24 protein-coding genes, 2 tRNA genes and 1 other RNA gene are annotated in these 26,740 nt (G+C 40.0%); 12 read left to right on the top strand and 15 right to left on the bottom strand.

The window, feature by feature from the left end; translation table 11 throughout:
* Positions 1-89: 89 nt before the first annotated feature.
* From B9T33_RS13430 to B9T33_RS13415, 4 genes are all read right to left on the bottom strand, one after another.
* Positions 90-164 (bottom strand) — tRNA-Gln (locus tag B9T33_RS13430).
* Position 165: 1 nt separating this feature from the next.
* Positions 166-1,014, bottom strand: coding sequence for a 4-(cytidine 5'-diphospho)-2-C-methyl-D-erythritol kinase (ispE, locus tag B9T33_RS13425; protein ID WP_086179403.1), 849 nt, complete (start codon positions 1,012-1,014; stop codon positions 166-168).
* Positions 1,015-1,035: 21 nt separating this feature from the next.
* A complete protein-coding gene (gene lolB / locus B9T33_RS13420) occupies positions 1,036-1,620 on the bottom strand; it encodes a lipoprotein insertase outer membrane protein LolB (protein ID WP_086179402.1) in 585 nt (194 codons plus the stop codon).
* 9 nt (positions 1,621-1,629) lie between these two features.
* Entirely contained in the window at positions 1,630-3,342 is a 1,713-nt protein-coding gene (locus B9T33_RS13415; RefSeq protein ID WP_086179409.1) for a tetratricopeptide repeat protein, read from the bottom strand.
* A 78-nt stretch (positions 3,343-3,420) separates the two neighbouring features.
* Between B9T33_RS13415 and hemA the strand changes: the two genes are divergently transcribed.
* Complete coding sequence (hemA, locus tag B9T33_RS13410; RefSeq protein ID WP_086179401.1) at positions 3,421-4,704, top strand: glutamyl-tRNA reductase; 1,284 nt, start codon at positions 3,421-3,423, stop codon at positions 4,702-4,704.
* Positions 4,705-5,094: 390 nt separating this feature from the next.
* Here hemA and B9T33_RS13405 read toward each other — a convergent pair whose 3' ends face one another.
* Together B9T33_RS13405 and B9T33_RS13400 are read right to left on the bottom strand one after the other, a co-directional pair.
* A complete protein-coding gene (locus B9T33_RS13405; RefSeq protein ID WP_086179400.1) occupies positions 5,095-7,020 on the bottom strand; it encodes a DNA primase in 1,926 nt (641 codons plus the stop codon).
* Between the two features lie 213 nt (positions 7,021-7,233).
* Positions 7,234-8,223: an outer membrane protein assembly factor BamD gene (locus tag B9T33_RS13400; RefSeq protein WP_086179399.1), complete on the bottom strand. Its 990-nt coding sequence runs from the start codon at positions 8,221-8,223 to the stop codon at positions 7,234-7,236.
* 71 nt (positions 8,224-8,294) lie between these two features.
* On the opposite strand from B9T33_RS13400, the gene rluD reads away from it, so the two are divergent.
* The 4 genes from rluD (at position 8,295) to B9T33_RS13380 (ending at position 12,313) form a co-directional block, all read left to right on the top strand.
* On the top strand, positions 8,295-9,347 hold the full coding sequence (gene rluD / locus B9T33_RS13395) for a 23S rRNA pseudouridine(1911/1915/1917) synthase RluD (protein WP_086179398.1): 1,053 nt from the start codon (positions 8,295-8,297) through the stop codon (positions 9,345-9,347).
* A 54-nt stretch (positions 9,348-9,401) separates the two neighbouring features.
* The gene (gene pgeF / locus B9T33_RS13390; protein WP_086179397.1) at positions 9,402-10,142 is read left to right on the top strand and encodes a peptidoglycan editing factor PgeF; all 741 of its coding nucleotides are present in this window, start codon (positions 9,402-9,404) and stop codon (positions 10,140-10,142) included.
* Between the two features lie 40 nt (positions 10,143-10,182).
* A complete protein-coding gene (locus B9T33_RS13385) occupies positions 10,183-10,734 on the top strand; it encodes a flavodoxin family protein (protein ID WP_086179396.1) in 552 nt (183 codons plus the stop codon).
* Between the two features lie 229 nt (positions 10,735-10,963).
* A complete protein-coding gene (locus B9T33_RS13380) occupies positions 10,964-12,313 on the top strand; it encodes a hypothetical protein (RefSeq protein ID WP_086179395.1) in 1,350 nt (449 codons plus the stop codon).
* A 63-nt stretch (positions 12,314-12,376) separates the two neighbouring features.
* Here the strand turns inward: B9T33_RS13380 and smpB are convergent, their stop codons facing one another.
* Positions 12,377-12,856 (bottom strand): SsrA-binding protein SmpB, encoded by a 480-nt coding sequence (gene smpB, locus B9T33_RS13375; protein WP_086179394.1) that lies wholly within the window; start codon positions 12,854-12,856, stop codon positions 12,377-12,379.
* Between the two features lie 137 nt (positions 12,857-12,993).
* On the opposite strand from smpB, the gene coaD reads away from it, so the two are divergent.
* The 4 genes from coaD to B9T33_RS13355 all read left to right on the top strand — a co-directional run bounded on the left by coaD (position 12,994) and on the right by B9T33_RS13355 (position 14,306).
* Positions 12,994-13,485, top strand: a complete 492-nt coding sequence (gene coaD / locus B9T33_RS13370; RefSeq protein ID WP_086179393.1) for a pantetheine-phosphate adenylyltransferase — start codon at positions 12,994-12,996, stop codon at positions 13,483-13,485.
* Between the two features lies 1 nt (position 13,486).
* Positions 13,487-13,750 carry a YfhL family 4Fe-4S dicluster ferredoxin gene (locus B9T33_RS13365; RefSeq protein WP_086179392.1) on the top strand — a complete coding sequence of 88 codons (264 nt, stop codon included), beginning with the start codon at positions 13,487-13,489 and terminating at the stop codon, positions 13,748-13,750.
* A 26-nt stretch (positions 13,751-13,776) separates the two neighbouring features.
* Positions 13,777-14,156: RNase P RNA component class A (gene rnpB / locus B9T33_RS13360), an RNA gene on the top strand.
* Between the two features lie 73 nt (positions 14,157-14,229).
* Positions 14,230-14,306, top strand: a tRNA-Met gene (locus B9T33_RS13355).
* Positions 14,307-14,373: 67 nt separating this feature from the next.
* On the opposite strand, the gene B9T33_RS13350 is transcribed toward B9T33_RS13355, so the two are convergent.
* The gene (locus tag B9T33_RS13350; protein WP_086179391.1) at positions 14,374-14,952 is read right to left on the bottom strand and encodes a hypothetical protein; all 579 of its coding nucleotides are present in this window, start codon (positions 14,950-14,952) and stop codon (positions 14,374-14,376) included.
* Positions 14,953-15,115: 163 nt separating this feature from the next.
* Here B9T33_RS13350 and B9T33_RS13345 point away from each other — a divergent pair, with 163 nt between their 5' ends.
* Positions 15,116-16,546 carry a KAP family P-loop NTPase fold protein gene (locus B9T33_RS13345; RefSeq protein ID WP_322853488.1) on the top strand — a complete coding sequence of 477 codons (1,431 nt, stop codon included), beginning with the start codon at positions 15,116-15,118 and terminating at the stop codon, positions 16,544-16,546.
* Here the strand turns inward: B9T33_RS13345 and B9T33_RS13340 are convergent.
* The 5 genes from B9T33_RS13340 to carA form a co-directional block, all read right to left on the bottom strand.
* Positions 16,543-17,169, bottom strand: a complete 627-nt coding sequence (locus tag B9T33_RS13340; protein ID WP_086179390.1) for a CatB-related O-acetyltransferase — start codon at positions 17,167-17,169, stop codon at positions 16,543-16,545. The two genes, B9T33_RS13345 and B9T33_RS13340, sit on opposite strands and share 4 nt — an antisense overlap.
* A gap of 71 nt (positions 17,170-17,240) precedes the next feature.
* A complete protein-coding gene (locus B9T33_RS13335; RefSeq protein WP_086179389.1) occupies positions 17,241-18,113 on the bottom strand; it encodes a class I SAM-dependent methyltransferase in 873 nt (290 codons plus the stop codon).
* A 653-nt stretch (positions 18,114-18,766) separates the two neighbouring features.
* Positions 18,767-19,243 carry a transcription elongation factor GreA gene (gene greA / locus B9T33_RS13325; RefSeq protein WP_086179387.1) on the bottom strand — a complete coding sequence of 159 codons (477 nt, stop codon included), beginning with the start codon at positions 19,241-19,243 and terminating at the stop codon, positions 18,767-18,769.
* A gap of 93 nt (positions 19,244-19,336) precedes the next feature.
* Positions 19,337-22,567 carry a carbamoyl-phosphate synthase large subunit gene (gene carB, locus B9T33_RS13320; RefSeq protein ID WP_086179386.1) on the bottom strand — a complete coding sequence of 1,077 codons (3,231 nt, stop codon included), beginning with the start codon at positions 22,565-22,567 and terminating at the stop codon, positions 19,337-19,339.
* A gap of 13 nt (positions 22,568-22,580) precedes the next feature.
* On the bottom strand, positions 22,581-23,720 hold the full coding sequence (gene carA / locus B9T33_RS13315) for a glutamine-hydrolyzing carbamoyl-phosphate synthase small subunit (protein WP_086179385.1): 1,140 nt from the start codon (positions 23,718-23,720) through the stop codon (positions 22,581-22,583).
* A gap of 311 nt (positions 23,721-24,031) precedes the next feature.
* Here carA and B9T33_RS13310 point away from each other — a divergent pair, with 311 nt between their 5' ends.
* Positions 24,032-24,517: a hypothetical protein gene (locus B9T33_RS13310; RefSeq protein ID WP_086179384.1), complete on the top strand. Its 486-nt coding sequence runs from the start codon at positions 24,032-24,034 to the stop codon at positions 24,515-24,517.
* Positions 24,518-24,978: 461 nt separating this feature from the next.
* Here B9T33_RS13310 and B9T33_RS13305 read toward each other — a convergent pair whose 3' ends face one another.
* Both B9T33_RS13305 and yhbY read right to left on the bottom strand, forming a co-directional pair.
* Positions 24,979-25,518, bottom strand: coding sequence for a DOMON-like domain-containing protein (locus tag B9T33_RS13305; protein WP_086179383.1), 540 nt, complete (start codon positions 25,516-25,518; stop codon positions 24,979-24,981).
* An 8-nt stretch (positions 25,519-25,526) separates the two neighbouring features.
* Positions 25,527-25,850 (bottom strand): ribosome assembly RNA-binding protein YhbY, encoded by a 324-nt coding sequence (gene yhbY / locus B9T33_RS13300; protein ID WP_086179382.1) that lies wholly within the window; start codon positions 25,848-25,850, stop codon positions 25,527-25,529.
* Positions 25,851-26,045: 195 nt separating this feature from the next.
* Here yhbY and rlmE point away from each other — a divergent pair, with 195 nt between their 5' ends.
* On the top strand, positions 26,046-26,696 hold the full coding sequence (gene rlmE, locus B9T33_RS13295) for a 23S rRNA (uridine(2552)-2'-O)-methyltransferase RlmE (RefSeq protein ID WP_086179381.1): 651 nt from the start codon (positions 26,046-26,048) through the stop codon (positions 26,694-26,696).
* The last annotated feature ends 44 nt before the right edge of the window (positions 26,697-26,740 follow it).

Raw genomic sequence — 26,740 nt, 5'->3', positions numbered from 1 at the left:
CAACGGATGCCGAGATCAAAACCCGGTGCCTTACCACTTGGCGACGCCCCTAAAACTTTACAGCAATTACATCTACAGGTGAAAAATGATGGCAGGGGCGGCTGGATTCGAACCAACGGATGCCGAGATCAAAACCCGGTGCCTTACCACTTGGCGACGCCCCTATCAAACTTCAAAATGACGTAATGGTGATTGTTTTAAGCTATGAACCAAGTAAGATTTACATGGTGCATTTTTTAAAATGTCATCAATATTCATATTTTCAGTTACTTCAGTAAAAACACAAGCACCTGTACCTGTAAGCTTTGCTGTACCGAACTGGTCTAAATACTGCATTGCTTCATCGACTTCAGGGTATAAACTTCTTGCCACTGGCTCAAAGTTATTTCCAAAATCAGATGGTGATTCCTGATAGCCGCAAAATTTAGTAGGCTTCGTGTCTCTTGTCAACGTTTTTTGTGAAAAAAGCAGTTGAGTGCTGATAAAACAGTCAGGTTTAAGCACAATGTACTGTTTTTGAGCTAAATCTATGAATGTTAAGTATTCACCGATACCCTCAGCCCATGCATTTAGACCATGAACAAATACTGGAACATCGGCGCCAAGTTGCAGTCCGAATTCGGCTAATTGTTCAGTACTTCGTCCACATTGCCAAATTTTATTCAGCACAATGAGCGTGGTTGCGGCATCGGATGAGCCGCCGCCGAGACCAGCACCCATTGGAATATTTTTTTCAATGCGGATTTTTTGCGCAGTTAGATTTTTTGCAAAGGGTTCGAGTAATTTTGCAGCACGATAAATTAGATTTTGTTCTAGTTGAACATCTTCTAAGCCATCAATTTGAATCAATGCAGCACCAGTTTGATCAATCGTTGGACTAAATTCGAGCCAATCACATAAATCGATGAGCTGAAAAATGGTTTGTAATTCGTGATAGCCATTTTCACGGCGGCCGGTGATATGCAAAAACAAATTAAGTTTTGCAGGAGAAGGGACACGAATTACATTAGTCATAAGTCAACTTAATCAAAAAAATTAACGATTTTGAATCACCATTGTAATACGGTTTTCTGCACCATTTTCAAGCGCTTGTTTCAAAATTAATTTATTGGGTAGGTTTGCAGCATCGTTATAACTTAAATCGACACTCCAGCCATCTTCAATGATTTGAGATGGTCGTTGTGCTGTATCGCGTTGAATTTTCGCTTGTGTGGTTGCAGGGCGAGCTTGCACCCAATCGACTAAATGGGTGATCGGCGCTTGCCAACCTGTTGCACGTTCTAATAATTCTTCAGGTGTCGCTGCTTCGATTAGACCTGTTTTTGCGCTGTTCAACTGTACATCACCTGGTTTACCCGTAATTTGGGTTTTTCCTACACCCAAAATGCCACTTAACTCGATATCAAATTCGTCGCGGTCTTGTGCCCAAGTAAAAAATGCACTGCCGGTTTGTTGTGGTGTGCGTACACCAATTTTACCTTGCAGATTGAATTGATTGGCTGCAATTTCTTCAGGTGTAGGTTGAGCAGTAGGTTGCTGTTTGATGTAAGGCTGACAACCCGTAAAAAATAATGCGCAACAGGTGAGGGTAGACAACCCCAGTTTAGAAGTCATATGCATAAATAGGTTTTAACTCTTTTTCATTTGTAGGGGTAACAATAGCGAATTTAGCTGTTCTAATTGCGGATCATTCGGATATTTTTGTTGGAGTTGTTGTAACAGAGCGTCAAATTTTTCCATATCGCCTTGCATAAATACAGAGCGAGCATAACGAATGCCAATTTTGATGCTATTGCTGAGCTCATAGGCTTTTTCCAGCACAGAGGCTGAAGTGTTGAAGTCATTTTGTAGATAACAAATATAGCCCAAAGTATCTAAAATAGAGGCTTGTTCAGGCGCAAATTCCAATGCATGTTCAACATATTTACGTGCTTCATCAAGCCGTCGGTTTTGAACTGCTAGGGTGTAGGCATAGGCATTGAGGTAGGTCGGACTATTCGGTTCTATTTCAAGTAATTGTTTTAATAAACGATCTAACTTATCTTTGTCTTGATGTGCATCGAGTAATAGCACCTCAGCGTAAATCAGCTCAGGGTCTTCAGGTAAATTACGCACAGCTTCATCAAGTAAGCGTACTGCCGCTTTTTTATTATTCATTCGCTTTAAAATATCAGCTTGTGCAAGGTATAAAAAACTCGCATGTTGCGGATAATTTACCCGTTCTTGGGTTAAAAAGCGTAAGGCATCATGCAATTTATTTTGCTGCGCAAAAATATTAATCATATTACGGCGTGATACGGTATATAAACTGCCATCCACCAAACGATAATAAGCTTTTGCTGTTTCATAATGTTCTTTACGTTCAGCATTGACCGCTAAATAGTAATACGCTTCGTTTTGATATTGTGATGAATAGCGTAATTCAACCAAATATTTTTCAGCTTTTTCATAAAGTTCAAGGTCAATACTGGTTAAGCCAGCCATAAACAGGGGTTCTTCTGCTTTAGGCCATTTCTTTAAAATATCTTCAAGTTTTTTTAAACCCAATTCTGACTGGTTGATTTTGATTAAATATTTAGCTTGAGCCAACCGAACTTCCATATTGTTACGGTGTTTATGACTGGATTTTTCAAACCATTTTAAAGTCTCTTCTTCATCCCCTAAAGCCATGAGTAAATTGGCTTTCATGAGGATATAGCCAGTCACTTTGGGGCGTTTTTTTAATGCTAAATTAATGGTGTTGAGAGCATCTGCCATTTCAGCATTTTGCGCTTGTAGACCTGCCACCAAAACTAAAATAGAGGGATTGGTTTTCTCTTTGCTGGTCGTTAAGGTCTGAATCAAATACGCTCGATCATCAGGAGATTCTGGTGAAATGCCAGCCAAAATTTGTTCGAGGTCGGCATTGGGGTCAATGGTTAATATTTTATCGAGTGTTTCTGCAGCCAATTCATATTCATGGGCTTTTAGCGCAATATGTGATAAATAAAATAATGCAGGAACATCTTCAGGTTCTTGGACAACCCAATGTGTGGCGATGTCTAGGGCTGCGCGTAAATCATTTTGTTCGATGGCAACGTTTAAAGCACGTTGCTTAACCATACTGGATTTACTCTTAATCGCAAGTACGGTGTAGTTATGCAAAGCGGTCGGAATGTCGTTATAAGCTAAGGCAAACTCGGCAATCATACTTTGTTTAATTGCATCATATCCTGAATTTGCATGGTAAACTTCTCCCACGGCCCGAATAGGGACAGTAGAAGCCATGCTACCGACAAGTAAGAATGTGGTAGAATACTGCTTTATTGTCTGGCCGTTCAATCGGCTATTTGTTAGACGCAATTTTTCTTGATCCAAGTAATGCTTTTTATGACACCGATGTTGCACAATAGCATAAATTTAGCGAAATGATGATCTGATATGTCTTTCTTTGCATTGGGTGTCAACCATCAAACCGCTTCTGTAGAGCTGCGTGAGCAGATTGCATTTAACCCTGAAAAGTTAACTGCATTGCTTGAACAGCAAAGCCATATACCTGAACTCAATGACATGGTTGTGGTGTCTACATGTAATCGTACCGAAGTCTATGCGATGTCTGAAAATGCAGACATGGTATTGAATTGGCTCGCCCAGTCAAATGGTATTGATGTAAAGCAATTGTCAAATCATGTGTATCGTTATGAAAATGCACAAGCTGTAACGCATCTCATGCGCGTTGCTAGCGGTTTGGATTCACTGATGTTGGGTGAGCCGCAGATATTGGGTCAAGTAAAATCAGCTTTATCCCTTGCTAAAGATGCGGAAATTGTTTCTGCCAATTTAAACCGAATTTTTGAATATGCCTTTTATGCAGCCAAACGGGTACGTTCGGAAACTGCAGTAGGTAGTCATGCCGTTTCAATGGGCTATGCCGTTGCACAGCTCGCGTTGCAAGTTTTTAGTAAGCCTGAGCAACTCACTGTAATGGTGGTTGCTGCGGGTGAAATGAATAGCTTGGTGGCAAAGCATTTGGCTGAAATGGGTGTGGGTAAAATTATTATTTGCAATCGCACACGTGCTCGCGCAGAAGCTTTGGCACAAGAAATTGCACATCGTGTTGAAGTCGAAATCATTGATTTTTCTGCATTGGCTGAAAACTTACATCGTGCAGATGTGATTTCCAGTTGTACAGGTAGTCTGCACCAAGTCATCCATTTTGCTGATGTTAAAGTAGCACTGAAAAAGCGTCGTTATAAACAAATGTTAATGGTTGATTTGGCTGTACCACGTGATATTGATGCTAAAGTTGAAAGTTTAGATGGTGTGTATTTGTATGGGGTCGATGACCTACAAACCGTCATTGAGGAAAATTTAGCACAGCGACGCCAAGCTGCCGTTGAAGCGGAAGTGATGGTTAATCAGCTTGCGACTGATTTAATCACGCAGCAAAAAGTGAATCTTGCAGGTTCAACCATTCATGCTTACCGTGAACATGGTGAAACTTTACGGCAGGAAGAACTGACATTAGCAATGAATCGTTTGCAAAAAGGTGAAGATGCTGCACAAGTCATGCAGGAATTATCTCATCGTTTAACGCAAAAATTACTTCACCCAACTTCAATAGTGCTACGCCATGCCGCGACCGCAGAAGACCCTGCTTATTTTGAAATGTTGGAACAAGAATTGGTGAACGTGGCGGAAAATCGTCGTAAGCCGAAGAAATAAATAAACTTATTCATTAAATTAGAAGGTCGTTCACAGCTTGAACTTGAAGTTACGCAGTTAACATAAGAAGCGCAATTTTATTCAAATAAAAGAACGATATGTGCTAAGGTCATCCGCAATTGTTTGAGGCAGGACTTCTTCTAATCAAAAATGTTTTTGCAATACTTTTGAATAATTTGACGCTAATGAGCGAGTTTTGCGGATGACAATGGTTTTTCTTGCGGAGCATTGCTCCTCATTTTGCCTAATGAGAAGCGTGGCTTCGTAAGAGTACCTCCAGCCGAAGGCTAATACCTTTATTCGATCCCTAGATGTAGGACTCCGTCGAATAGAATTAAAAATCATTTTAAAATGCGAAATTACTTTTACGGGCGTAACATTAGTTAAAACTTAATCTTCAAGTAAGGTAAGCGATCTTTTTTTATCAATATCATAAATACGCTGTTTTAAATTACGCATTTCGGCAAGGCTCGAAAACTTATTGGACTTAATTTTCAGTTGCAAGAATTGATATTGCAGTTTAATTGACAGATCGCCTGCTAGTTTATCCGCTTGTTCAGGTGAAGATGTATAATCACTAATATTGGCGTGTTCTAAAATATGTTGTAATTCATGATGATGTGCTGCACAGGCACCCAGTACATAATATGTAGAAAGCTCAGGATCATCTGGCAGTTCATCAAAAATCACATTGAAAATGCTTAAAATATGATAAAGCAGTAAGTCTTGTGAAACCAAAGCGCGCAATGGTTCAAAATGAATATATAGATATGGGTGGTTGATCAGAATTGCGATTACATATTCTTCTGCATCAATTTTCGTACTAAAGCTGAGTGAGGCATCATTATTGACTTGAGGTTGCCATTTACGGCTAAAACCTAGCTTTTCACGGAAATATTGCTGTAGTAGATAACGATATGATCCGCCTTTTGGCAGTAATTCAGTCAGTTGTCTGAGTTCGCCCATCACCTGACTTTTACCTTCAGGTGAGCTGACATTGTGATTTTGCGTTAAATGCGCAAATACAAATTCAGATAATAGGGGCGAGGTATCAAGTAAACGACGGAAATTCTCAATACCTTCACGACGAATCAGAGAGTCGGGATCATGATCATTGGGTAGAACAAAGAACTTTAGCTCACGGCCATCGTTTAACAGTGGCAGTGCAATTTCCAAAGTTCGACGTGCTGCTTTTTGACCAGCGGCATCACCATCGAATGCAATGGTAATTCGACTATTCTGCTTAAATAGAATGTTCAGATGTTCAGTATTACTGGCAGTACCTAAGGTTGCTACAGCACCATGAATGCCATATTGCTGTAAGGCAATGACATCCATATAACCTTCAACCATCAGCCAATCTTGGGCTTTTTGCTTACGGCCTTCATATAAGCCATACAGCAATTGGTTTTTATGGAAAACTTCTGAATCGGGTGAGTTGATATATTTGGGTTTTATCTCGTCATTTAAAGCACGACCACCAAAACCGACCACACGACCTTTGGCATCACGAATTGGAAAAATAACCCGTTCACGTAATAAGTCAAAGTCACGACCACTGTCACTGGTACGAATTAAACCCAGAAGTTTCAAACCTTCAATATCTTGTGGAAAAGCTTTTTCTAGGTGTTGCCAATCTTCAGGGGCATAACCTAAACGCCAATACGCGATGGTCTCGGCACTGAGTCCGCGTTGTTTAAAGTAGGCTTGACCAATTTGGCTCAGCGGCAATTGCTGCTCATAATATTGCGCGACATTTTCCAGTAGATCATACAAGTTGCCATCTTGCGGTACATCTTCAAAAGCATCATTGATTTGATCGAAATGCGCAAAAGGATCGTTACCATAAAAGGCTTCTTCGCTATTTTGAAATTCAGCGAAAGGGTCGTGTTCAAAGGTATTTCCCTGAGCAGGTGTACTTTCAGTTTTTACGAGTTGTACGGCTTCAGGTTTTGGCGTGGTTTGAACAACGGCTTTGGGTTTTGATTCGCGTTTATATTTGAGTTTATTGGAATCGTTATTGTCTTTAGGGAGTTCAATGCCTGTTTGGCTCGACAAATCCTTCATTACTTCGATGAAGTTTCTGCTGCCAATATCCATCAAAAAACGAATGGCATTACCATTGGCCTGACAACCAAAGCAGTGAAAATATTGTTTATCGCGATAGACGTGAAAAGACGGCGATTTTTCCTGATGAAAAGGGCAGCAACCTGAATAGGTGCGTCCCGTCTTTTTCAATTTCACAAATTGACCAATCACATCGACAATATCGGTGCGATCTAAGATTTGATCAATTGTATGCTGAGGAATGGCCATGCTGTATGTTCTGTCTATCTCTGGGTCAGTTAGTGCAGTTCGTTTTTTAAAAACGAATTCAGATGCTGTTGTTGCTATTTTCACGCCGATTAGTCTAACTAATGAGCGCATTGAATACCTTTTAATCTATCTGATTAAGTAGTTCATGAAAAGACAAAAGGGCAAGTATTCTAACTTGCCCTTTGGGAAAAATCGACTCAATCTGGAGTGATATTATTCAGCTGGTTGAGTTGACTCGGTATTTTCAGTTTTTGGACGGTCAAGCAAGCCAAAGCTTAAGCGATTAGTCAAACTGCGTTTTTCTTCAGGTGCTTCGATATCTTCGACATTCTGTTCGCTCATGGTTTGAGCTTCTTTACCAAAAATACCTAAGGTTGCACGGTTAATGAAGCTGCCTTCACTACGTGCTGCACGCATATTGACTGTGCCATCAGATTTCACGAGTTTTGGATAGTTCAGTTTCAACACATCAATATATTGTTGTGATGTTGCTTTATCACCTAACTTTTCATAGCTATAAGCAACTGTTGCTAAAGCTTCAGGTACTTGAGGTGCTTGTGGGTAATGTTCAACCACCCAAAGTGAACGCTCAACCGCAGCGAGCCATGCTTTACGTTTTACATTAAAACGAGCGGCATTCATTTCGCTTTCAGCCAATTCTTGACTGATAAATTTCATACGCTGTGCTGCATCAACTGCATATTCACTTGATGGGTAACGACGAATGAAATCGACAAAGTTTTGATACGCCACTTTTAAATAGCTCACGTCACGGTGAGACTGTTTTAAAGAGGTATAACGAAGCAAACCATTATAGTTTTGCTCCATGTTTGATACACCGCGAACATAATACGCATAATCAACTTGCGGGTGCTGCGGGTTCATACGAATAAAACGGTCTGCAAGTGCAATTGCACCTTCATAGTCTTTTTGCTGAAACTTTACATACAATAGTTCAAGTTGTGCTTGCTGTGCATAGTTACCTGTAGGGTAATAGGTTTCTAATGCTTCAAGGTGTTTTGCCGCGTCTGTATATTGGTGACGATCAAGCGCTTTTTTTGCTTTTTCGATATAAACCAGTTCGCTTGACTGTGGACCTGTGTCGACCACTTCTTTTTTTGGATTACTGCTACAGCCTACCATTGCCGATGCAATGCCGATCGTTAGAGCAAGCATTGTCATTTTATATTTTGGTAGCGACATAAAAATTCCTCTGTTAATACGGGCAATGAGCTACAATTGAACTATTAAACCACTTTTGTCTGAATGAGCAAATGAGTCAAGCACAATCTTCCAATTCTAATTTCCCTGAAACTGATTTCAATTTACTTGAAGATTCTGAGGATGCAGATAACCATACTTCAGACTCAACTGCAACACGTTTATCGTTGCAATTTCAATTGGATGAAAGCTATTTAGGACAACGTATCGATCAGGTTTCTGCACTGGTTTGGACTGATTTTTCTCGGGAAAAGCTAAAACAGTGGCTCAAAGAAGGCCATTTGTTGGTCAATGGTAACACTGTGAAACCAAAGTACAAATGTGAAGGTACTGAACTGTTGACCCTAGAAGTTGAGCTCGAAGCGCAAACCCGTAGCTTACCTGAAGATATTCCACTTAATATTGTCTATGAAGATGACGATATTATGGTGATTAATAAACCTGTGGGTATGGTTGTACATCCGGGTGCTGGAAATAGCACAGGGACTTTGGTCAACGCAATTTTACACCATTATCCTAAATCTGCAGAACTGACACGTGCAGGTCTGGTCCATCGTATCGATAAAGATACATCTGGCTTATTGGTTGTGGCGAAAAACTTAGAATCACAATTTTCTTTAAGCAAGCAATTGGCGAAAAAATCGGTTTACCGTATTTACGATCTCGTCGTATATGGCAACATTATTGCCGGCGGTACGATTGATGAGCCAATTAAACGCCATCCTGTAGACCGTATAAAAATGGCAGTTTTGCCAGGCGGTAAAGACGCGGTTACACATTATAATGTGAAAGAGCGCTTCCAACACTTTACGCGTGTGCAAGCACGATTGGAAACGGGTCGTACACATCAAATTCGTGTGCATCTGACTTATATTGGTCATGGTCTTGTGGGTGACTCTGTTTATATGCCACGTGTACGTATGCCAGCAGGTGCGTCTCAGTTACTTGATGACACTTTACGTAGTTTTAAACGTCAGGCTTTACATGCTGCAAAACTAGGTCTTGTTCATCCACGTACTGGTGAAGATATGATGTTTGAAGCGCCGTGGCCAGAAGACTTCAATAATTTAGTTGAAGTTCTGCGTACTGAAAATAAAGCTTATTAATCAGTTGCCACAGTTCAACTGATTTATCCGCCATATTTAGAAAAGGACAGCATGATGCAATTTGTACAAGGACTCCCACAAGGTGTATGTGTGGGGCAAACTCAGATTCAACATGACCATACTCAGGCAACAAAGCAGCCTGAGTTAGCAGGTTTTAACCTTGCTCTACATGTTGGTGATGATGCTGCGCGAGTTCAAAAGCATCGTATGCGCTTATTGCAAGACTTTGCTGAATATGGCGTGAATAAAATCAGTTGGATGAACCAAACCCATAGCACGATTTGCCATACCCTCAATGATCAAATGATTTTTGATGCGCTTGAAGGTGATGGCATGGTGACGCAAACGCCACATCATGCCTTAATGATGATGACCGCAGATTGCTTGCCCGTGGTTTTGGGTAATGCAGATGGTACGGAAGTTGCGAACCTACATGCGGGTTGGAAAGGTTTAGCGAATGGTATTGTTGAAAACACCATTGCAGCGATGCATAGCCAACCTACATGGGCATGGTTAGGTGCGGCAATTTGTCAAGACAGCTTTGAAATTGGTGCAGAAGTAAAAGCTGCGTTCTGTGATAAATATCCTGAACTGGATAGCGCATTTAAAGCAGGCATAAAGGAAGGTAAATATTATGCCGACCTGTATGCAATTGCGCGTTATATTCTTGCATTACATGGGGTTAAAAATGTGTTAGGTGGCGATCAATGTACTTTCCGCCAACCTGAAGATTTTTATTCATATCGCCGTGAAGCAAAAACAGGACGTATGGCTACATTCGTCTTTATGCTTTGAAAATGTTAAACTTGACTGAATCTATCGACTTTTTATTGATATGTCTTTGACTGCTAAATCTCTCGCTGTTGTATATCACAGTCCCTATGGACACACTGCCAAGGTGGCAAATTATATTGTCCAAGGTGCGGAAAAAGCTGGCGCAAACGTTCATCTCATGAATGTTGAAAATGTCGATTGGGATGTGCTTGATCATGCCGATGCGATTGTTTTTGGTTGTCCAACCTACATGGGCAGTATGAGTGCAGCCATGAAGTTGTTTATGGAACAATCTTCCAAACGTTGGTTAGCGCGGACTTGGCAGGGTAAATTAGCTGCTGGTTTTACCAATGGCGGCGGTTTGAGTGGGGATAAATTGGCAGTTTTGCAGCAAATAAATTTGTTTGCCATGCAACATGGGATGGTCTGGAGTGGGTTGCCATTAATGCCAACAGGGCGTAGTAGCACTGATCTTAACCGTATGTCGAGCTTCTTGGGACTGATGACCCAGTCAGACAATGCACCCGTTGAAGTGACTCCACCGACTGGTGATTTAGAAACTGCGATTTGGTTCGGTGAATATTTAGCATTATTGCTTAATAAAATTAATTAATTTGTAAATTTATCGATTGAATAGTCATTTATAAATGATTGAAAACCTTAGTGAATGAAAATTTTCTAAGGTTTTTATTTGCCTGAAAATGAACTAAATTGGCATTTTATTTAACAAACTTGTGACGCATGTCACAATGCGCCATTCATTTACGCCAATCAGATTGATTTAATCTTCTCACAAATATCACTCGGGATGAGTGAATAAAATTAAGATGGATTAAACAATCATGAAAAAAACAATGGTCGCTACGGCATTGACCCTATGTGTATCCCCCTTTGTTTTTGCTGCAGATGGATTGGTTGGTTTAGATGATCAAGAGTTATCAAAAATCAACGGTGCGGCGTTAATGAATATGTCCTATACCGATCCTGTTTTAGTCAACCAGCAAATGACCAATGAAAACATTGGTTTCTATAAGCTCAGTTTAGATGCCATTATGGATCTGAATGTAAATATCAAAAGTTTGCAATTGGGCTGTGGTGGTGTGAATGGAACAGGTGGATGTGATATTGATATTGGTCATTTAGCACTTAGCGGAAATGCCAGTTCAACTGATGCAAATGGTAATCCTGTGTTTAATGGTGATCGTGCATCTACCAGTGCTGAAATTAAAAATCCATTTATTGAATTTGCAATTAAAAATCCAAAGCAAGCAGCCTTACGTGAAGTAAAAGGATTTCGTGTTAGTGCTGAGTCTATTACGGGGTTGTTAACAGCAGGTGTGCAAAACTTAGCAAATCCAACAGATGGAATCAAATCACTGAGTGGTTATATGAAAATTGCCCCAACCACAGGTACGGCGAAGACCCAGTCGGCAATTTTTGGTAATGACAGTAGTGAAATTTTATCGGGAAATTTGGTCATTAACACCATTTGGAATAATGATCGTAGCTTTGTCAGTCAACCTGAAAATAGCAAAGGTTTAACCATTCCGTCGATGAATGTGCCATTTACCGTACCCGAAATTACAATTAATGGAAAACGTCAAACCCAAGCGGTCGCCAAAAATATCATGGCGAATGTTCCTTCGATTCAGCTAAATCGGGACAGCGGAAGCTTACAAGTCAAATTAGACCGTAATTTATTGTGGGTTCAAGGTGCACAGTTCTATATGGATTCAGGTTCATCTATAGATGGTTTGAAAATGAATATTACTTTTGAGCAAGCCTTAAATATGATTCATAACATTCCGTTGAATGGGACAGCAGGGTATTTATCATTGCAGTCACAAGATCTGAGTTGGCCAGATGCCAACCCTGATGATATTGCGCGAACCGGTTGGTGGATGTCATTCAAAGACCCCATTAATATTGGTAAATTAAATCCAACATCAGAAGTAGATATTTCAGGCGTTTTGCCGCAAGTGGCACAAAAAGTGTCACAAATCCTCACAAATGACGCGATTTATATTCCCTTGGGTTCTGCTGTCGGAGCTGCTTTTGGTTTACCGATTTATAAAAATGTAGGCTCAATCAATTTAAGCAATGCAGGTTCTGCAAACTTAACCCTAAAAAATCAGGTACTAGGCAATCAGGAAATTCGCACTAACTGTTTTGGTGGTTTGAAGTTTTGTTAATACATATATTGAAAAAACCTCCAATTCGGAGGTTTTTTATTTTGCATTGGTCTAATCACAAAATTATTTATGCATAATTCGTGCTTTATCACGCTGCCAGTCACGGTCTTTTTCAGTGGCACGTTTATCGTGTAACTGCTTACCTTTAACCAAAGCAATTTCAAGCTTAGCGTTCGGACCTTTCCAATAACACGCTAAAGGTACACATGAATAACCTTTTTGGTTAATCGCGCCCATGAGTTTTTCAATTTCACGGCGGTTCAGTAAAAGCTTACGTGTACGTGTTGCCTCAGGTACAACATGCGTTGAGGCACTCAGTAATGGTTGAACCTGTGCGCCAAAGAGGAAAGCTTCGCCATTTTTGAAAGTAATATAGCTTTCTACAATCGTCATGCGACCTGCGCGCATCGACTTGACTTCCCAACCTTGTAAAGACAGACCAGCTTCAAATTTTTCTTCAATAAAATAATCATGACGAGCACGCTTGTTCAGTGCAATCGTTCCGCCGTTATTCTTTTTAACTACAATATTTGCTTTCGCCATAATCTGATACTTCCAAACTTAAGACTATTGTACCCGAACTTTTAGAGAGATGAAGTCTTTAAATTACTCGAGTTACTTCACCTATAAATCAAGATTTTGCTAAAATACCCATCTACAAAATAACAGAGTACAACTGGATGTCTAAAACTCGTGTAATTTATCCGGGCACATTCGATCCAATTACCAATGGTCACATTGATTTAGTCACTCGTGCATCACGTATGTTTGATGAAGTTGTAGTGGCAATTGCAATTGGTCATCACAAAAATCCAGTGTTTAGTCTGGAAGAACGTGTCGCACTTGCACAAAAGTCATTAAGTCATCTGTCCAATGTTGAGTTTGTAGGTTTTGATGGGTTGCTGGTGAACTTCTTTAATGAACAGAAGGCTACAGCAGTACTGCGTGGTCTACGTGCAGTTTCAGATTTTGAATATGAATTTCAATTGGCAAATATGAATCGCCGTTTGGACAGTAAATTTGAAGCAGTGTTCTTAACCCCATCAGAGCAATATTCTTTTATTTCATCCACTTTAGTGCGTGAAATTGCACGTTTAAATGGTGATGTGACACAGTTTGTTCCTCAAGCTGTGGTTGAAGCCTTTAAACGGAAACAACAACAAGGCTGGTAGAGTGTCTTTATATATTACTGATGAATGCATCAACTGCGATGTCTGTGAACCTGTATGCCCTAACGAGGCAATCTTTATGGGCGAGGTGATTTATGAAATTAACCCCGACCTGTGCACCGAATGTGTAGGGCATCACGACAAACCGCAGTGTCAGCTTTTTTGTCCAGTGGATTGTATTCCACTCGATCCTTCTCATGCTGAAACTCAGGAAGAGTTGCAGCAAAAGTACGAAAAACTGACTGCTCAAAAAACATCAAGCAATTAATTGCTAAATTTGTTAGAATGCGCTCCGAAGTGAACCAGACGATCGCTGCTGTGTATAGGTCTTCGTGACTAAAGCAGGGGAGGAAAGTCCGGGCTTCATAGGGCAAGGTGCCAGGTAACGCCTGGGCGGCGTGAGCCGACGGAAAGTGCAGCAGAGAGTAGACCGCCTTCATTATGGTTCTAAGCAATTAGAATCGGAGGTAAGGGTGAAAGGGTGCGGTAAGAGCGCACCGCGTGTCTGGTAACAGTTCACGGCATGGTAAACCCCACCGGAAGCAAGACCAAATAGGGATCCTTTAGGCATGGCCCATGCTGGATCCGGGTAGGTCGCTTGAGCGTATGAGTGATTGTACGCCTAGAGGAATGATCGTCCTCGACAGAACCCGGCTTATCGGTTCACTTCAACAAATTTTGATCAAATACGCGCATTATGGACTTGACGATATTTAAATATCACTCCATAATGCGCGCACAGTTTAAGGCTATGTAGCTCAGTTGGTTAGAGCACCGCACTCATAATGCGGGGGTCACAAGTTCAAGTCTCGTCATAGCCACCATATTCAAAAAAAGACCACTCCGTTTGAGTGGTCTTTTTTTATGTCTAAATTTTTTATATTTTAATAATTAACGATAAACAAAACGTCGCATGCCAGCTCGAAGTGCAAAAGCACCATGCATATAGACACCACCTAACCAATACGGCACATTAAAAATCTCTGTATAGCGATATTTGACTAAACCAAATTCAGCTAATAGTCCTTCAAAGAACATACCGCCTATCGCAAGCATGATGGCTAATATGAGCAACCAAGTACGTTCGTAACTAAAGCACCAGCGGATAAAGAAACTCATATAGAAAATCCAACACAATGCTTCTGGGTGGAAGTTACCAAAGCCACTTAGTATGTAGACAATCGCAAAGAGCACCAAAGCCTCAACCAATGGAGTTGTGCCATCGTGATGGCAGCTTAACTGCGTCATTACATAGTGTTTAAGGAGTTGAGTCACTTGAATATAGCTAAACGCCATAAATGCAAAGGCAATAAAAAATCCAGGGAAGACCCACCAAGCTTGATTAAAAAATATTGGATCTGGATAGCTTAGTGTTTGGGTGTAAACATGTATTGCATCGCAAAATGTTGCGACAATGGCTGCAAGTAGGGCAAGTATAAATATGCCTGAGAATTTAGTGGTTCTCGTCATCATTGATCCTGAAAAGTAGTGATCTTTTTATTTTGTGAGTTCTTTATATTCTGAATTTAGGGAAAAGGCTATGACAAGTTGCGAGATTCTCATGTGTTAAATGTTAATTCATATAGCTACTGCTATACTCAATGAATAGTTAACTTGATGAATATAAATAGAAATGATGAATAACCAATTAAACTGGGCTAAAGATAATTTTGAAAATATTGAAACTGCATGGGAGGGCGATCTTTGGGATCGTCGTCGCTTGGGAGAGCAACTTACAAGCTATGTTGATCGTTTAAATTGCGGAGCTGTTCTTGCCTTGGATGCCCATTGGGGAGAAGGTAAAACGTGGTTTGTACGTCATTGGGCAAAGCATTTAGATAATACACAGCATAACGTGATTTATTTGGATGCATTTGCTAATGATTATTTAGATGATCCTTTTTTAACTATTGCCGCTGAAATAAGTCAAACTTTTAAAGAATCAGAAGAAATTGGTGATGATGAAATTAAGGATTTTAATGCTAAGACTGCTTCAGTATTAATATCATTGGCTGCTGTAATTCCAATGATTGTGGCTAAAGCTGGGATGCATTGGATTGGCTTGGGCGGAGCTGGAGAAGCTTTTAAAGAGGTCTATCAAGAAGGAAAAGAATTGTATGACACAGCAAGTGAGGAAATAGCTGCGAAAGTTAAGGAGAAAATTGAAAAGAAAATAGAGAATCATCAAGTTGAGAAGCAAACTATTCATGACTTTAAGAAAGAACTTGCTGAATTAGCAGAAAAATTAGATAAGCCTTTAGTCTTTATTATTGATGAATTGGATAGATGTCGCCCTGATTTTGCTATACGTTTGATTGAGCGGATTAAACATTTTTTTGATATTCCTAAAATTGTTTTTATATTGGTCATGGATAAAACTCAATTTTCGAAAGTGATATGCCATAACTATGGTTATGATGAAAGTCTTGGTGAGGAGTATTTAACAAAGTTTATTGATTTTACGATTGAACTAAAGCATGCAAAAGATAGTGAAAACTTTGAACTTATTATAAAAGAACAGCTATTTAAAATTGGAGAACTTAAGTCAATAGATGAGCTAACAGAACTTTATTATTGTTTACTGTATTTACAATTGCATTTCAAATTAAATAGTCGAGAATTAATAAAACGTATTAATCAATATGCGTTACTTCGAACTGAAAGTGATTCAAAGAATTTAATTTTAATAATGTTTTTGATTGGCTCAATCAAAGAAAATAATTTTAAAACCTTCTTGAAAAAAATCTCTGATAAATTAATCAATGATTTAAGAGGAGATGTCTATGTATTTGCACGTAAGCATGGTCTTTCTACATGGAGTGGTCGTTATGATGAAATAACAAACAGTGAGTGGTACAAGTTGATTTTGATCAGAGAACTTAAAGTTGATAACCCATTATTAAATAAAGTGATTGCTGCTTATAATGATTCAGAGAAATCACAAGATAAAACTACAAAAGAGCATTACCTGAGAGAAGGTTTGGAAAACTTCTCTATTATTAATTTTACGCACTCTAGTGAATTTGCTTCGGATTGGGAAAATTATATTAAGCGGGGCATCTAACTTTTGTTTCTAAAATGATTTAATAATCCTTGCAAATCATCCGTCTGCAACTTTTCGCGCATTTTTAAAAACTGCTTTTCATCTAAGTCATAGAGCTTAAGGGAAAGCAGTTTTTTTATATCTTCATCAGGAAAGCGGTATTTAATAATTTTTGCAGGTATACCGCCAACAACAGCATATGGGGGCACATCCTTGGTGACGACTGCACCTGTAGCCACCACAGCACCTTCGCCAAGCGTTACACCTTGCATAATCATGGCGCGTGAACCAATCCAGCAGCCATCACCAATGATTGTGTCACCAGCAGGCACGAAACTGCGTGTATCAAACGGAAAAGCGGAAATCCAGTCTGTACGGTGCAATTGGTTGCCACCCATCATAATCACGCACTCAGCGCCAAAACAGACGAAATTGCCAATATGGAGCTGATCAATCGGTTTCTCTGAAGTTGCAGGTTTATCATGCAAATAACGCACGACGCAACGTTCAAAGCCCTGATCCCAATATGCCGAATAATAAGAATAATTTCCCTTAATGTGAATATTCGGGTTCTTCACCGTTTTAGAGATGAACTCAAATTCACACCAGTGATTCACAGGAGAATTAATCAACTTTTCAGACATAGAACATAATTCGTTTAACGATGCACTGCGCTATTTTATCTGACTGACTGTAAATGTCGACTTGAAAAAGCCTAAGTAATCTTTAGATGGAGTAGGTGTGTGGCTTGCGTATGACGAATACCATCTGCACGATTTGTAAAATAACGCTTTGTAATGTCATGACCTGATAAATCTTCAACGACACTAAAACCCAATGTTGAAACGATATGATGCAATCTAGTTGGGTTAAAAGACCCAATGATTGGCTCGCTTAAATACTGCGTGAATTTTGACACAGCGAATGTACCTATTCTCTCTATCCCTCTCAAATTCTGATAGGAAATAGAATAATCCAAAACCAGTTCACTTCTTTTGGCTGCAAAGTTAGAAATGGTTTTTAAAGTTGCAATTGTGGTTTCAGGCTTTAAATAATGCGTTGTTCCAAGCCATGAAAAAAATGCAGGTTGTTCAAGTTGATAAGTGCTGCGTTGCAAAGCAGTCATTAAGTTTTCTTTTTCAAAATCAATGCTGACAAATTCTACATTGCTTGGAATTTGCCCTAATTGCTTTAGGGTTTTAATTTTCAATGTTTGAGTATCAGGATGATCAAGCTCTAAAAAATTTATCTGGTGGTATTTTTCAGCCAAACGTAAAACAAAGGAATCAAGTCCCGCACCAACTAAAATATATTGCTGTAAGCCATTTTTGATTGCTTGTTCAAGCATGTCTTCAGCAAAGCGAGAACGCGCAACAACCTGTGCAGTAAGTAAACCAAAAGTCTGATTGGGAATGCTGGAGTTTAACGCCTTTATGAATTTACGACTCGAAAGTATTTTTCGCCAAAGAGCACTTGTCATGTGAAATGCATAGGGGTCTACAAAGACAGGATCATTTGCATATAAATAATGATTCGCACGTATGGCAGCCGCCGCTTGCGCTGTTCGACTGACTCGTCCTGCTTTCATAATATATCCACTTAAAATTTTATTTTCTTACACTTTAAAAGAAAAAAGCATTTAAACAATGGCGATTTGATACGCAAGAGATGGACTATATTGTGAGTTAAATTTTTTTGTGAAATGAGCGATAAGTTTTAGTTAATCAAGTTGATCATCCCAAATTCCATATTTAGGACCATAAAGTTTTTTATATTTAGTTTCATACATACTTTCCTGTGAGGAGTCGCAGTAATACACAATATCTGAGGCGGGTACACTTTTACAAACCTTGTTTTCACATTTAGATACCGTATATTTATATCTTTTGTTGGTGCTTTCACATTGATGTTGTTCTAAGTATGTTTCAAAATTTCGACTGGTTAGTGATGTCATTTGAGCCCATATTCCTAAGAACAAAATTGGAGCAACAAAGGCAAAAGAAGATATGATACTGCCTGACAAATCATCTGGATTTTTCTTATTTTGTTTATAGAAAAAGATGCTATAACAAACAAAACATAGAAATAGCCCGATGCTGAAAGTGAGAATACCTTCCTTTACGAGGGTGAAATAGATCGCCAAGGGAAGTAGTAAAATGGTTAATAATGTCGTATTGAAAAAAGATTTAATTATCATATTATTAAAATAAAAAAAGGGCTGATTAATCAGCCCTTAGTGTATTAAATGTATGCAACTTTCACAATTTCGTACTCAACTTCACCTTGTGGTGTTGTGATTTTTGCTTCGTCGCCTTCGTTTTTACCTAAAAGGCCACGAGCAATCGGAGAGTTCACAGAGATCTTGTTGATCTTAAAGTCTGCTTCGTCATCGCCCACGATTTTATAAGTTTTTTGCTCTTCAGTGTCCAAGTTTTCAATGGTTACAGTGACACCAAATACAACACGGCCATTTTGCTCAAGTGTAGCAACATCAACAACTTGGCAAGCACCCAATTTACCTTCGATATCTTGGATACGACCTTCACAGAAACCTTGTTGCTCACGGGCAGCATGGTATTCCGCGTTTTCTTTCAAATCCCCATGTTCACGTGCTTCTGCAATCGCAGCCGTAATACGCGGACGGTCAATACTTTTTAATTGATGTAATTCTTTCTCTAAGGCAACCTTGCCTTCGGGAGTCATAGGATAACGTTGCATTGTTGTCCCTCATAAATTGGTTTGTAAAAATACAGGTTTAGAAAATAAAAAAGCCCGCCACCGATAAGGTGGCGGGTCTTATCTGTAACTTAATTAACCTTTAGTTAGGTCTTGCAGACGGTATACGTCCATCGGCAATTTAATTGCTAAAGCTTGGCATACTGCATCAGCACCATTCAAGGTAGTTGTGTAATACACTTTACCTTGTAGCGCAGAGCGACGGATCGAGAATGAATCTTCTTGAGCCTGTTTGCCTTCAGTTGTATTGATAATGAGCTGAACTTCGCCATTTTTCAAGCGGTCCACGATATTAGGACGGCCTTCAGTCACTTTATTCACACGCTCACATTCAATACCTGCTTCTTTAATTACATCATAAGTACCGCCAGTAGCGATCACTTTGAAGCCAAGGTCAGTTAACTGTTTCGCAATACCCACGGCACGAGGCTTGTCAGAATGACGAACAGATAAGAATGCGTGTTTCACTTCGCCTTCTGTTGGTAGGCCTGGTAAACGGTCATTTGAGCCAAGTACAGCTTTATAGAACGCTTCACCAAATGTTTTACCAACGCCCATCACTTCGCCTGTAGATTTCATCTCAGGGCCAAGAATTGGGTCAACGCCAGGGAATTTGTTGAATGGGAACACAGCTTCTTTCACAGAGAAGTGCTCAGGAATAATCTCTGAAGTGAAACCTTGTGACACTAGAGATTGACCCGCCATACAACGCGCAGCCACTTTCGCTAAAGACTCACCGATGCATTTAGAAACAAACGGAACTGTACGTGATGCACGTGGGTTCACTTCTAAGATGTATACGTCAGTGCCTTTAACCGCAAACTGTACATTCATCAAACCGATTACGCCAAGCTCTTTTGCCATAGCGACAGTTTGACGGCGCATTTCGTCCTGAACATCTTTAGATAAAGAGTAAGGAGGAATAGAACATGCAGAGTCACCTGAGTGAATACCTGCTTGTTCGATGTGCTGCATGATACCGCCAATCACAACGTCTTTACCGTCAGATACGCAGTCCACGTCAACTTCAATCGCGTCGTCTAGGAAGTGGTCAAGAAGAACAGGTGCTTCGTTCGATGCTTGAACTGCATCACGTAGGTAGCGTTTCAATTCGTCATCGTTGTATACGATTTCCATCGCACGACCACCAAGTACATAAGAAGGACGTACTACAAGTGGGTAGCCAACTTTTGCCGCTTCTGCCATACCTTCTTCAGCAGATTTTACGATGCTGTTGTTTGGTTGACGAAGTTGCAGACGTTGAATCATTTGTTGGAAACGTTCACGGTCTTCTGCACGGTCAATCGCGTCAGGTGATGTACCGATAATTGGCGCACCAGCTTCTTCCAAAGCACGAGCCAATTTAAGCGGAGTTTGACCACCGTACTGAACGATAATGCCTTTAGGCTTCTCGATACGCACGATTTCAAGTACGTCTTCAAGCGTAATTGGTTCGAAGTACAAACGATCTGAAGTGTCGTAATCTGTAGAAACTGTTTCAGGGTTACAGTTCACCATGATGGTTTCATAACCGTCATCACGCATTGCAAGGGCAGCGTGTACACAGCAGTAATCGAATTCGATACCTTGACCAATACGGTTAGGACCGCCACCAATCACCATGATTTTGTCACGGTTCGATGGATTCGCTTCACATTCTTCATCGTAAGTTGAGTACATGTAAGCTGTATCAGATTCAAACTCTGCAGCACATGTATCAACGCGTTTGTAAACAGGGGTTACGCCCAAGTTCCAACGGTGTTTACGGAATTGTTTTTGTGAAATACCCATCAAGCCCGCAATGCGAAGATCTGATAAACCTTTACGTTTGAATGAACGGATGTTGTCCGCATTCAAATCACCAAAACCTAAAGTTTTGATTTGGTTTTCAGTTTTGATGATGTCTTCGATTTGAATTAAGAACCAACGGTCGATGTTAGTCGCAGCAAATACTTCATCTAAAGTAAAGCCGTGACGGAATGCATCGCCCACGTACCAAATACGCTCTGGACCTGGAACTTTCAATTCAACAAGAATTTTCTCACGTGCGCCTTCAGTGCCCACAGCGATTTTTTCATCAAAACCGCATGCGCCAACTTCAAGACCACGAAGTGCTTTTTGTACAGACTCTTGGAAGTTACGGCCAATAGCCATCACTTCACCCACAGATTTCATCTGAGTCGTTAAAGTTGCGTCAGCTTGCGGGAATTTCTCGAAGTTAAAACGAGGAATCTTCGTTACAACATAGTCAATTGCTGGTTCGAAAGATGCAGGTGTTGTACCGCCAGTGATGTCGTTTTTCAACTCATCAAGGGTATAACCAACAGCTAATTTCGCAGCGATTTTCGCAATTGGGAAACCTGTTGCTTTAGATGCAAGTGCAGATGAACGAGAAACACGTGGGTTCATCTCGATCACAACCATACGGCCGTCTTTCGGGTTAATACCGAACTGAACGTTAGAACCGCCAGTTTCAACACCAATTTCACGAAGTACAGCTAAAGATGCATTACGTAAAAGCTGGAATTCTTTGTCTGTCAATGTTTGCGCAGGAGCAACAGTGATTGAGTCACCAGTGTGCACGCCCATTGGGTCAAAGTTTTCAATGGTACATACAATGATACAGTTGTCGTTTTTGTCACGAACAACTTCCATTTCGTACTCTTTCCAACCAATTAAAGATTCATCGATCAATAATTGTTTGGTTGGAGAAAGATCGAAACCGCGTTCACAGATTTCAATGAATTCCTCGCGGTTGTAAGCAATACCACCACCTGAACCACCCATCGTGAATGATGGACGGATAATCACAGGGAAGCCAAAACGTGCTTGAATTTCAAGTGCGTGTTCCATGCTTTCTGCAACATCAGCACGAGGGCATTCCAAACCGATTTTACGCATTGCGATATCGAAAAGTTTACGGTCTTCCGCTTTTTCGATTGCTTCTTTCGTCGCGCCAATCAATTCAACATTGTATTTTTCTAAAATACCGTTGGCATCAAGTGCAAGCGCACAGTTCAATGCTGTTTGACCACCCATTGTAGGAAGAACTGCGTCTGGGCGTTCTTTCTCAATGATTGCAGCTACAGTTTGCCAAGTAATCGGCTCGATGTACGTTGCGTCTGCCATAGCAGGGTCAGTCATAATGGTCGCTGGGTTAGAGTTCACCAAAATAACGCGGTAGCCTTCTTCACGAAGGGCTTTACATGCTTGAGCACCTGAGTAGTCAAACTCACATGCCTGACCGATCACAATCGGACCAGCACCAATAATTAAGATGCTTTTAATGTCTGTACGTTTAGCCATGATGCTTCCTTAATTACTTCTTAGATGCTTCGATAAGTTCGATGAAATGATCGAACAATGGTGCGCAGTCATGTGGACCAGGGCTTGCTTCTGGGTGACCTTGGAAACTGAACGCCGGTTTATCAGTGCGATGCATACCTTGTAAGGTTTGATCGAACAATGATTTGTGCGTAGCTTTCAAGTTAGCTGGTAGCGTGTCTGTATCTACTGCGAAGCCGTGGTTTTGAGAAGTAATCATCACTGTACCATCTTCAAGATTTTGTACAGGATGGTTGGCACCATGGTGACCATGAGGCATTTTCATAGTTTTTGCACCTGATGCAAGTGCAAGAATTTGGTGACCTAAACAAATACCAAATACCGGAATCTCTGTGGTTTCTACAATTGTTTTTACAGCTTTAATTGCGTAGTCACATGCAGCTGGATCGCCGGCGCCGTTCGAAAGGAACACGCCATCTGGATTAAGTGCAAGCACGTCAGCAGCAGGAGTTTGTGCAGGTACTACAGTTAATTTACAACCGCGGTCTGCGAGCATACGTAAGATGTTGGTTTTGACACCGTAATCGTATGCAACAACATGGAATTTAAGTTCTGGTTGAGAGAAACCTTTACCAAGAGCCCAAGAGCCTTCAGTCCACTCATAACCTTCAGGGTCACAGCATTCTTTCGCAAGATCTAAACCATTCAAACCGCCGAATGCGCGCGCTTTAGCTAGAGCTTCTTCTTCTGTGATGTTTTCGCCTGCAAGGATGCAGCCGTTTTGCGCACCTTTTGATCGCAGAATACGCGTTAATTTACGAGTATCAATATCTGCAATAGCAACAACATTGTGTTGTTCAAGGTAATCACCAAGTGATTGCTCAGCACGGAAGTTGCTATGCAATAAAGGTAGGTCACGAATGATCAATCCGTTTGCCCATACCTTATGAATTCGACCTGACTCAGCGTCTTCATCATTACAACCTGTATTACCAATATGTGGGTAAGTTAGGGTCACAAGTTGTTGTGCATAACTAGGGTCAGTCAAAATTTCTTGATAGCCAGTCATGGCAGTGTTGAAAACGACTTCACCAGTCGTACTACCCGATGCGCCAATTGAAGTACCTTTAAAAATAGTACCATCGGCAAGGGCTAAAATTGCTGGGGTGCTCAAACCAAAGCTCCTGAAATTTAGGCTGTAAAAAAGCGAGTAGACGAAAAAAAAGGAAGGCTGCTTTAAAACCTACCCTCCCTATGTCTGCTCGCTTGAACTTAACACGGCATTATACGCAGAAAACCTTTAAAAGTCCATCGTAATAATTGTTAATATCGCAGATAAAGCACTTGCATTTCAGCGCAAAGTTTGGTTTTGCTTTTGCGTTAAAAAATGTAAGCATTTAATTATTGTCAGACAAATCATAAATTAAAATTTATCAAATCAGGCTAAGGTAGTGGCTGTCATCCAAAAACTATAGGTATACAGTCATGGCTACACAACAAAAACAAGCGGCGACTAAATCTACCCTGAAAGAAGTCGTTGTCGAAGGTGCTGAAAAGCTTGAACAAGTTGCAAAAGAAGCAACGACTCAGGCAACAGAAGCAGTGTCAGAAAGCAAAGATAAGCTCGAAGCAGAAGCAAAACAATTGAATGCCAGTGTGCAAGATCAGCTGCGACAGTTGAAGCAAGATGTATTGCAAAAATTGGATCAAATCAAAGCGCAGTTTGGTAATTCGCAGAAAGATTTAGGTGAGTTGAAAGAATTTGTAAAAACTGAATTCAATAACGTCATTGAGGATCTCTCTAAGCTTGGCAAAGAACTGAAAGAAGATGTAACACAAATTTCAGGCAAGCATAAAGAACAACTAAGCGAAACCTTTAAACGCTCTAAAGAACATACCTTAGAAGCGTGGAAAAAAGTGGTTCCTGTTAAAGCTGACATTACGGATAAAACAACTGATCTTAAGAGCTAATTGATATCGCTCTATGTAAGCTTTTCTATTTTAGCTTAATTAATAGTCAAAAAGGTGAGGATGCAATATCCTCATTTTTTTATGTTTTTTTATGTTTTTTTATGTTATTCCTATAACTGATTTTATATTCAATGAAAGCATGAAAATCAGTTTTATTAGCGAAAGCAACATTTGCTCATTTTTTAAAAAATAAAAACAATACATAAAGAGAAATATAAATGGAAAGACTGGGTGGAATTACTATGTTTTGGACCATAGCGATGTTCTTTTTATTTGATACATGGTTAGGTCGATTCTGTACTGTGTTTATGTCAGACTTTGTCTGTGGGTTTTTGAGCAATGAGCAGCATGTATTATTATTTTAATTAGTAATTTGTTTTTACCTTTTTATTCAAGGGTAAGTTCAGTAACGCGTGCAAAAAAATAAAGCAAAAGGTTGAACCTTTTGCTTTAGATCATGATTAGAACGTATGTAGCCAATCACGCTTGTTATGGAAATCAGCATTTGGGCTACTGTGTTGCATGGCATAGTACTGTTCACCTTGTGGCGTTTTCAGTACAGCAGTCAAACCAATAAACAGGTCTTCCCATTTTAATTTATGTTTCAACATAAATTCAGTCAGATCGAGACTAACATTGATACCATAGTGCGTCCGTTTCAACTGGTTCAGTTTAATATCGTAAGCAGCTTGTGGCGGCATATCTTCTGGATAGCGATATTCTTCAAATTGGTAAGCCTGCCATGCTTGTGAAGGGGAGAGGTTTACTTCACGATAAAAGTCCTCATCACGCACACCAATGAAAACTTCAAGACAGGTTTGTTCCCATAAAAAATCTACACGAGGATGCGCAGAGACCAATTCGGGCCACTGAATCAATTGATTGGGATCTCTTATCCAAAAACCCACATTTAATGTATATGGGCTTTGTTGTTCAATCGCGCCAACCAATGAAATGGCTTGAAAGCGGCGATCAAAAGCACTCAGTTCGAAACTTGCCATGCGTACGCTTAGTTAGATAAATGAGCGTAACGAACAAGATTTGATAATTTTGCATTTTGTTTCGCAGCTTTTCTGTAAAGCAATGCAATTTTACCAATGGTTTGCACCACTTCTGATTCAGATGTTGTCGCAATTTCTGTAATAAGTGCTGCACGAGCTTCGCGATCTTCAGCAACCACTTTAACTTTGATCAGTTCATGGTCGTTTAACGCACGGTTTAATTCTTCAACAACGCTTTCAGATAAGCCTTTATCACCAACCATAACTACTGGGTTTAAAGTGTGACCAATTTGACGTAAGCGTTTACGCTCTTGAATAGATAAAGCCGCCATAAATATAACCTAATTTTAAAAACGACCTAGTATAGCAAAAGCAAAGTTGAAGCGCTGTAATTAATCCGAATTTTCTCGATGAAGATAATTGAAAAAAACATGATTTAAGATGCTTTTTAGATACACATGTCTACTGCAAATGGATGTAATTTAACGTACAATCAGGATTGAGAAGTTATTTTTATTTAGAGAGTTATGGCTACCCGCATTACCAATCAGAAATTATCCAAAAGTAGTCGTGACTGGATGCGTGAGCATCTTGATGACCCCTTTGTGAAAAAAGCACAAAAGGAAGGATATCGTGCGCGTGCTGCTTATAAACTTCTTGAAATTCAAGAAAAATACAAATTGATTAAACCTGGTATGACTGTGGTTGACTTAGGGGCAGCACCTGGAAGTTGGTCACAAATCGCTGGTAAGCTCGTAGGCGATAAAGGTTTGGTCATTGCATCTGATATTTTACCAATGGACGCTTTACCCGATGTAACCTTCTTGCAAGGTGACTTTCGTGAACAAGAAGTGTTCGATAAATTGTTAAATATTTTAGATGGAAGGACTGTAGACGTTGTAATTTCAGATATGGCCCCCAATACATCAGGTAATAAGGCTGTAGATCAACCACGTCAAATCTATCTTTGTGAATTGGCAATCGACTTTGCTCAAAAGGTTTTAGGACCAAATGGCCAGTTTGTTGTGAAAGTGTTCCAAGGTATTGGATTTGATGAGTACCGTAAGCAGGTTGTAGATACATTTGATGTACTAAAAACAGCAAAACCGGCGGCTTCACGTGCTCGTTCAAAAGAAGTGTTTTTGATTGGGCAGGGACGTAAGAAAGCTTTCAAGTAAAGTTTACTTGCCAACTCGTTAAAAATTGTGCATTTTGTACGTTT

Source organism: Acinetobacter sp. ANC 5054, from assembly GCF_002135295.1.
Classification (GTDB): domain Bacteria; phylum Pseudomonadota; class Gammaproteobacteria; order Pseudomonadales; family Moraxellaceae; genus Acinetobacter.
The sequence above is the reverse complement of the archived record's forward strand: the minus strand, read 5'-3'. Positions and strand labels throughout refer to the sequence as shown.

Coding starts and splice junctions, on each gene's coding strand:
- ispE (WP_086179403.1), bottom strand. CDS start 1,014: ATGACTAATGTAATTCGTGTCCCTTCTCCTGCAAAACTTAATTTGTTT.
- lolB (WP_086179402.1), bottom strand. CDS start 1,620: ATGCATATGACTTCTAAACTGGGGTTGTCTACCCTCACCTGTTGCGCA.
- hemA (WP_086179401.1), top strand. CDS start 3,421: ATGTCTTTCTTTGCATTGGGTGTCAACCATCAAACCGCTTCTGTAGAG.
- B9T33_RS13405 (WP_086179400.1), bottom strand. CDS start 7,020: ATGGCCATTCCTCAGCATACAATTGATCAAATCTTAGATCGCACCGAT.
- B9T33_RS13400 (WP_086179399.1), bottom strand. CDS start 8,223: ATGTCGCTACCAAAATATAAAATGACAATGCTTGCTCTAACGATCGGC.
- rluD (WP_086179398.1), top strand. CDS start 8,295: ATGAGTCAAGCACAATCTTCCAATTCTAATTTCCCTGAAACTGATTTC.
- pgeF (WP_086179397.1), top strand. CDS start 9,402: ATGCAATTTGTACAAGGACTCCCACAAGGTGTATGTGTGGGGCAAACT.
- B9T33_RS13385 (WP_086179396.1), top strand. CDS start 10,183: ATGTCTTTGACTGCTAAATCTCTCGCTGTTGTATATCACAGTCCCTAT.
- B9T33_RS13380 (WP_086179395.1), top strand. CDS start 10,964: ATGAAAAAAACAATGGTCGCTACGGCATTGACCCTATGTGTATCCCCC.
- smpB (WP_086179394.1), bottom strand. CDS start 12,856: ATGGCGAAAGCAAATATTGTAGTTAAAAAGAATAACGGCGGAACGATT.
- coaD (WP_086179393.1), top strand. CDS start 12,994: ATGTCTAAAACTCGTGTAATTTATCCGGGCACATTCGATCCAATTACC.
- B9T33_RS13350 (WP_086179391.1), bottom strand. CDS start 14,952: ATGACGAGAACCACTAAATTCTCAGGCATATTTATACTTGCCCTACTT.
- B9T33_RS13345 (WP_322853488.1), top strand. CDS start 15,116: ATGATGAATAACCAATTAAACTGGGCTAAAGATAATTTTGAAAATATT.
- B9T33_RS13340 (WP_086179390.1), bottom strand. CDS start 17,169: ATGTCTGAAAAGTTGATTAATTCTCCTGTGAATCACTGGTGTGAATTT.
- B9T33_RS13335 (WP_086179389.1), bottom strand. CDS start 18,113: ATGAAAGCAGGACGAGTCAGTCGAACAGCGCAAGCGGCGGCTGCCATA.
- greA (WP_086179387.1), bottom strand. CDS start 19,243: ATGCAACGTTATCCTATGACTCCCGAAGGCAAGGTTGCCTTAGAGAAA.
- carB (WP_086179386.1), bottom strand. CDS start 22,567: ATGGCTAAACGTACAGACATTAAAAGCATCTTAATTATTGGTGCTGGT.
- B9T33_RS13310 (WP_086179384.1), top strand. CDS start 24,032: ATGGCTACACAACAAAAACAAGCGGCGACTAAATCTACCCTGAAAGAA.
- B9T33_RS13305 (WP_086179383.1), bottom strand. CDS start 25,518: ATGGCAAGTTTCGAACTGAGTGCTTTTGATCGCCGCTTTCAAGCCATT.
- yhbY (WP_086179382.1), bottom strand. CDS start 25,850: ATGGCGGCTTTATCTATTCAAGAGCGTAAACGCTTACGTCAAATTGGT.
- rlmE (WP_086179381.1), top strand. CDS start 26,046: ATGGCTACCCGCATTACCAATCAGAAATTATCCAAAAGTAGTCGTGAC.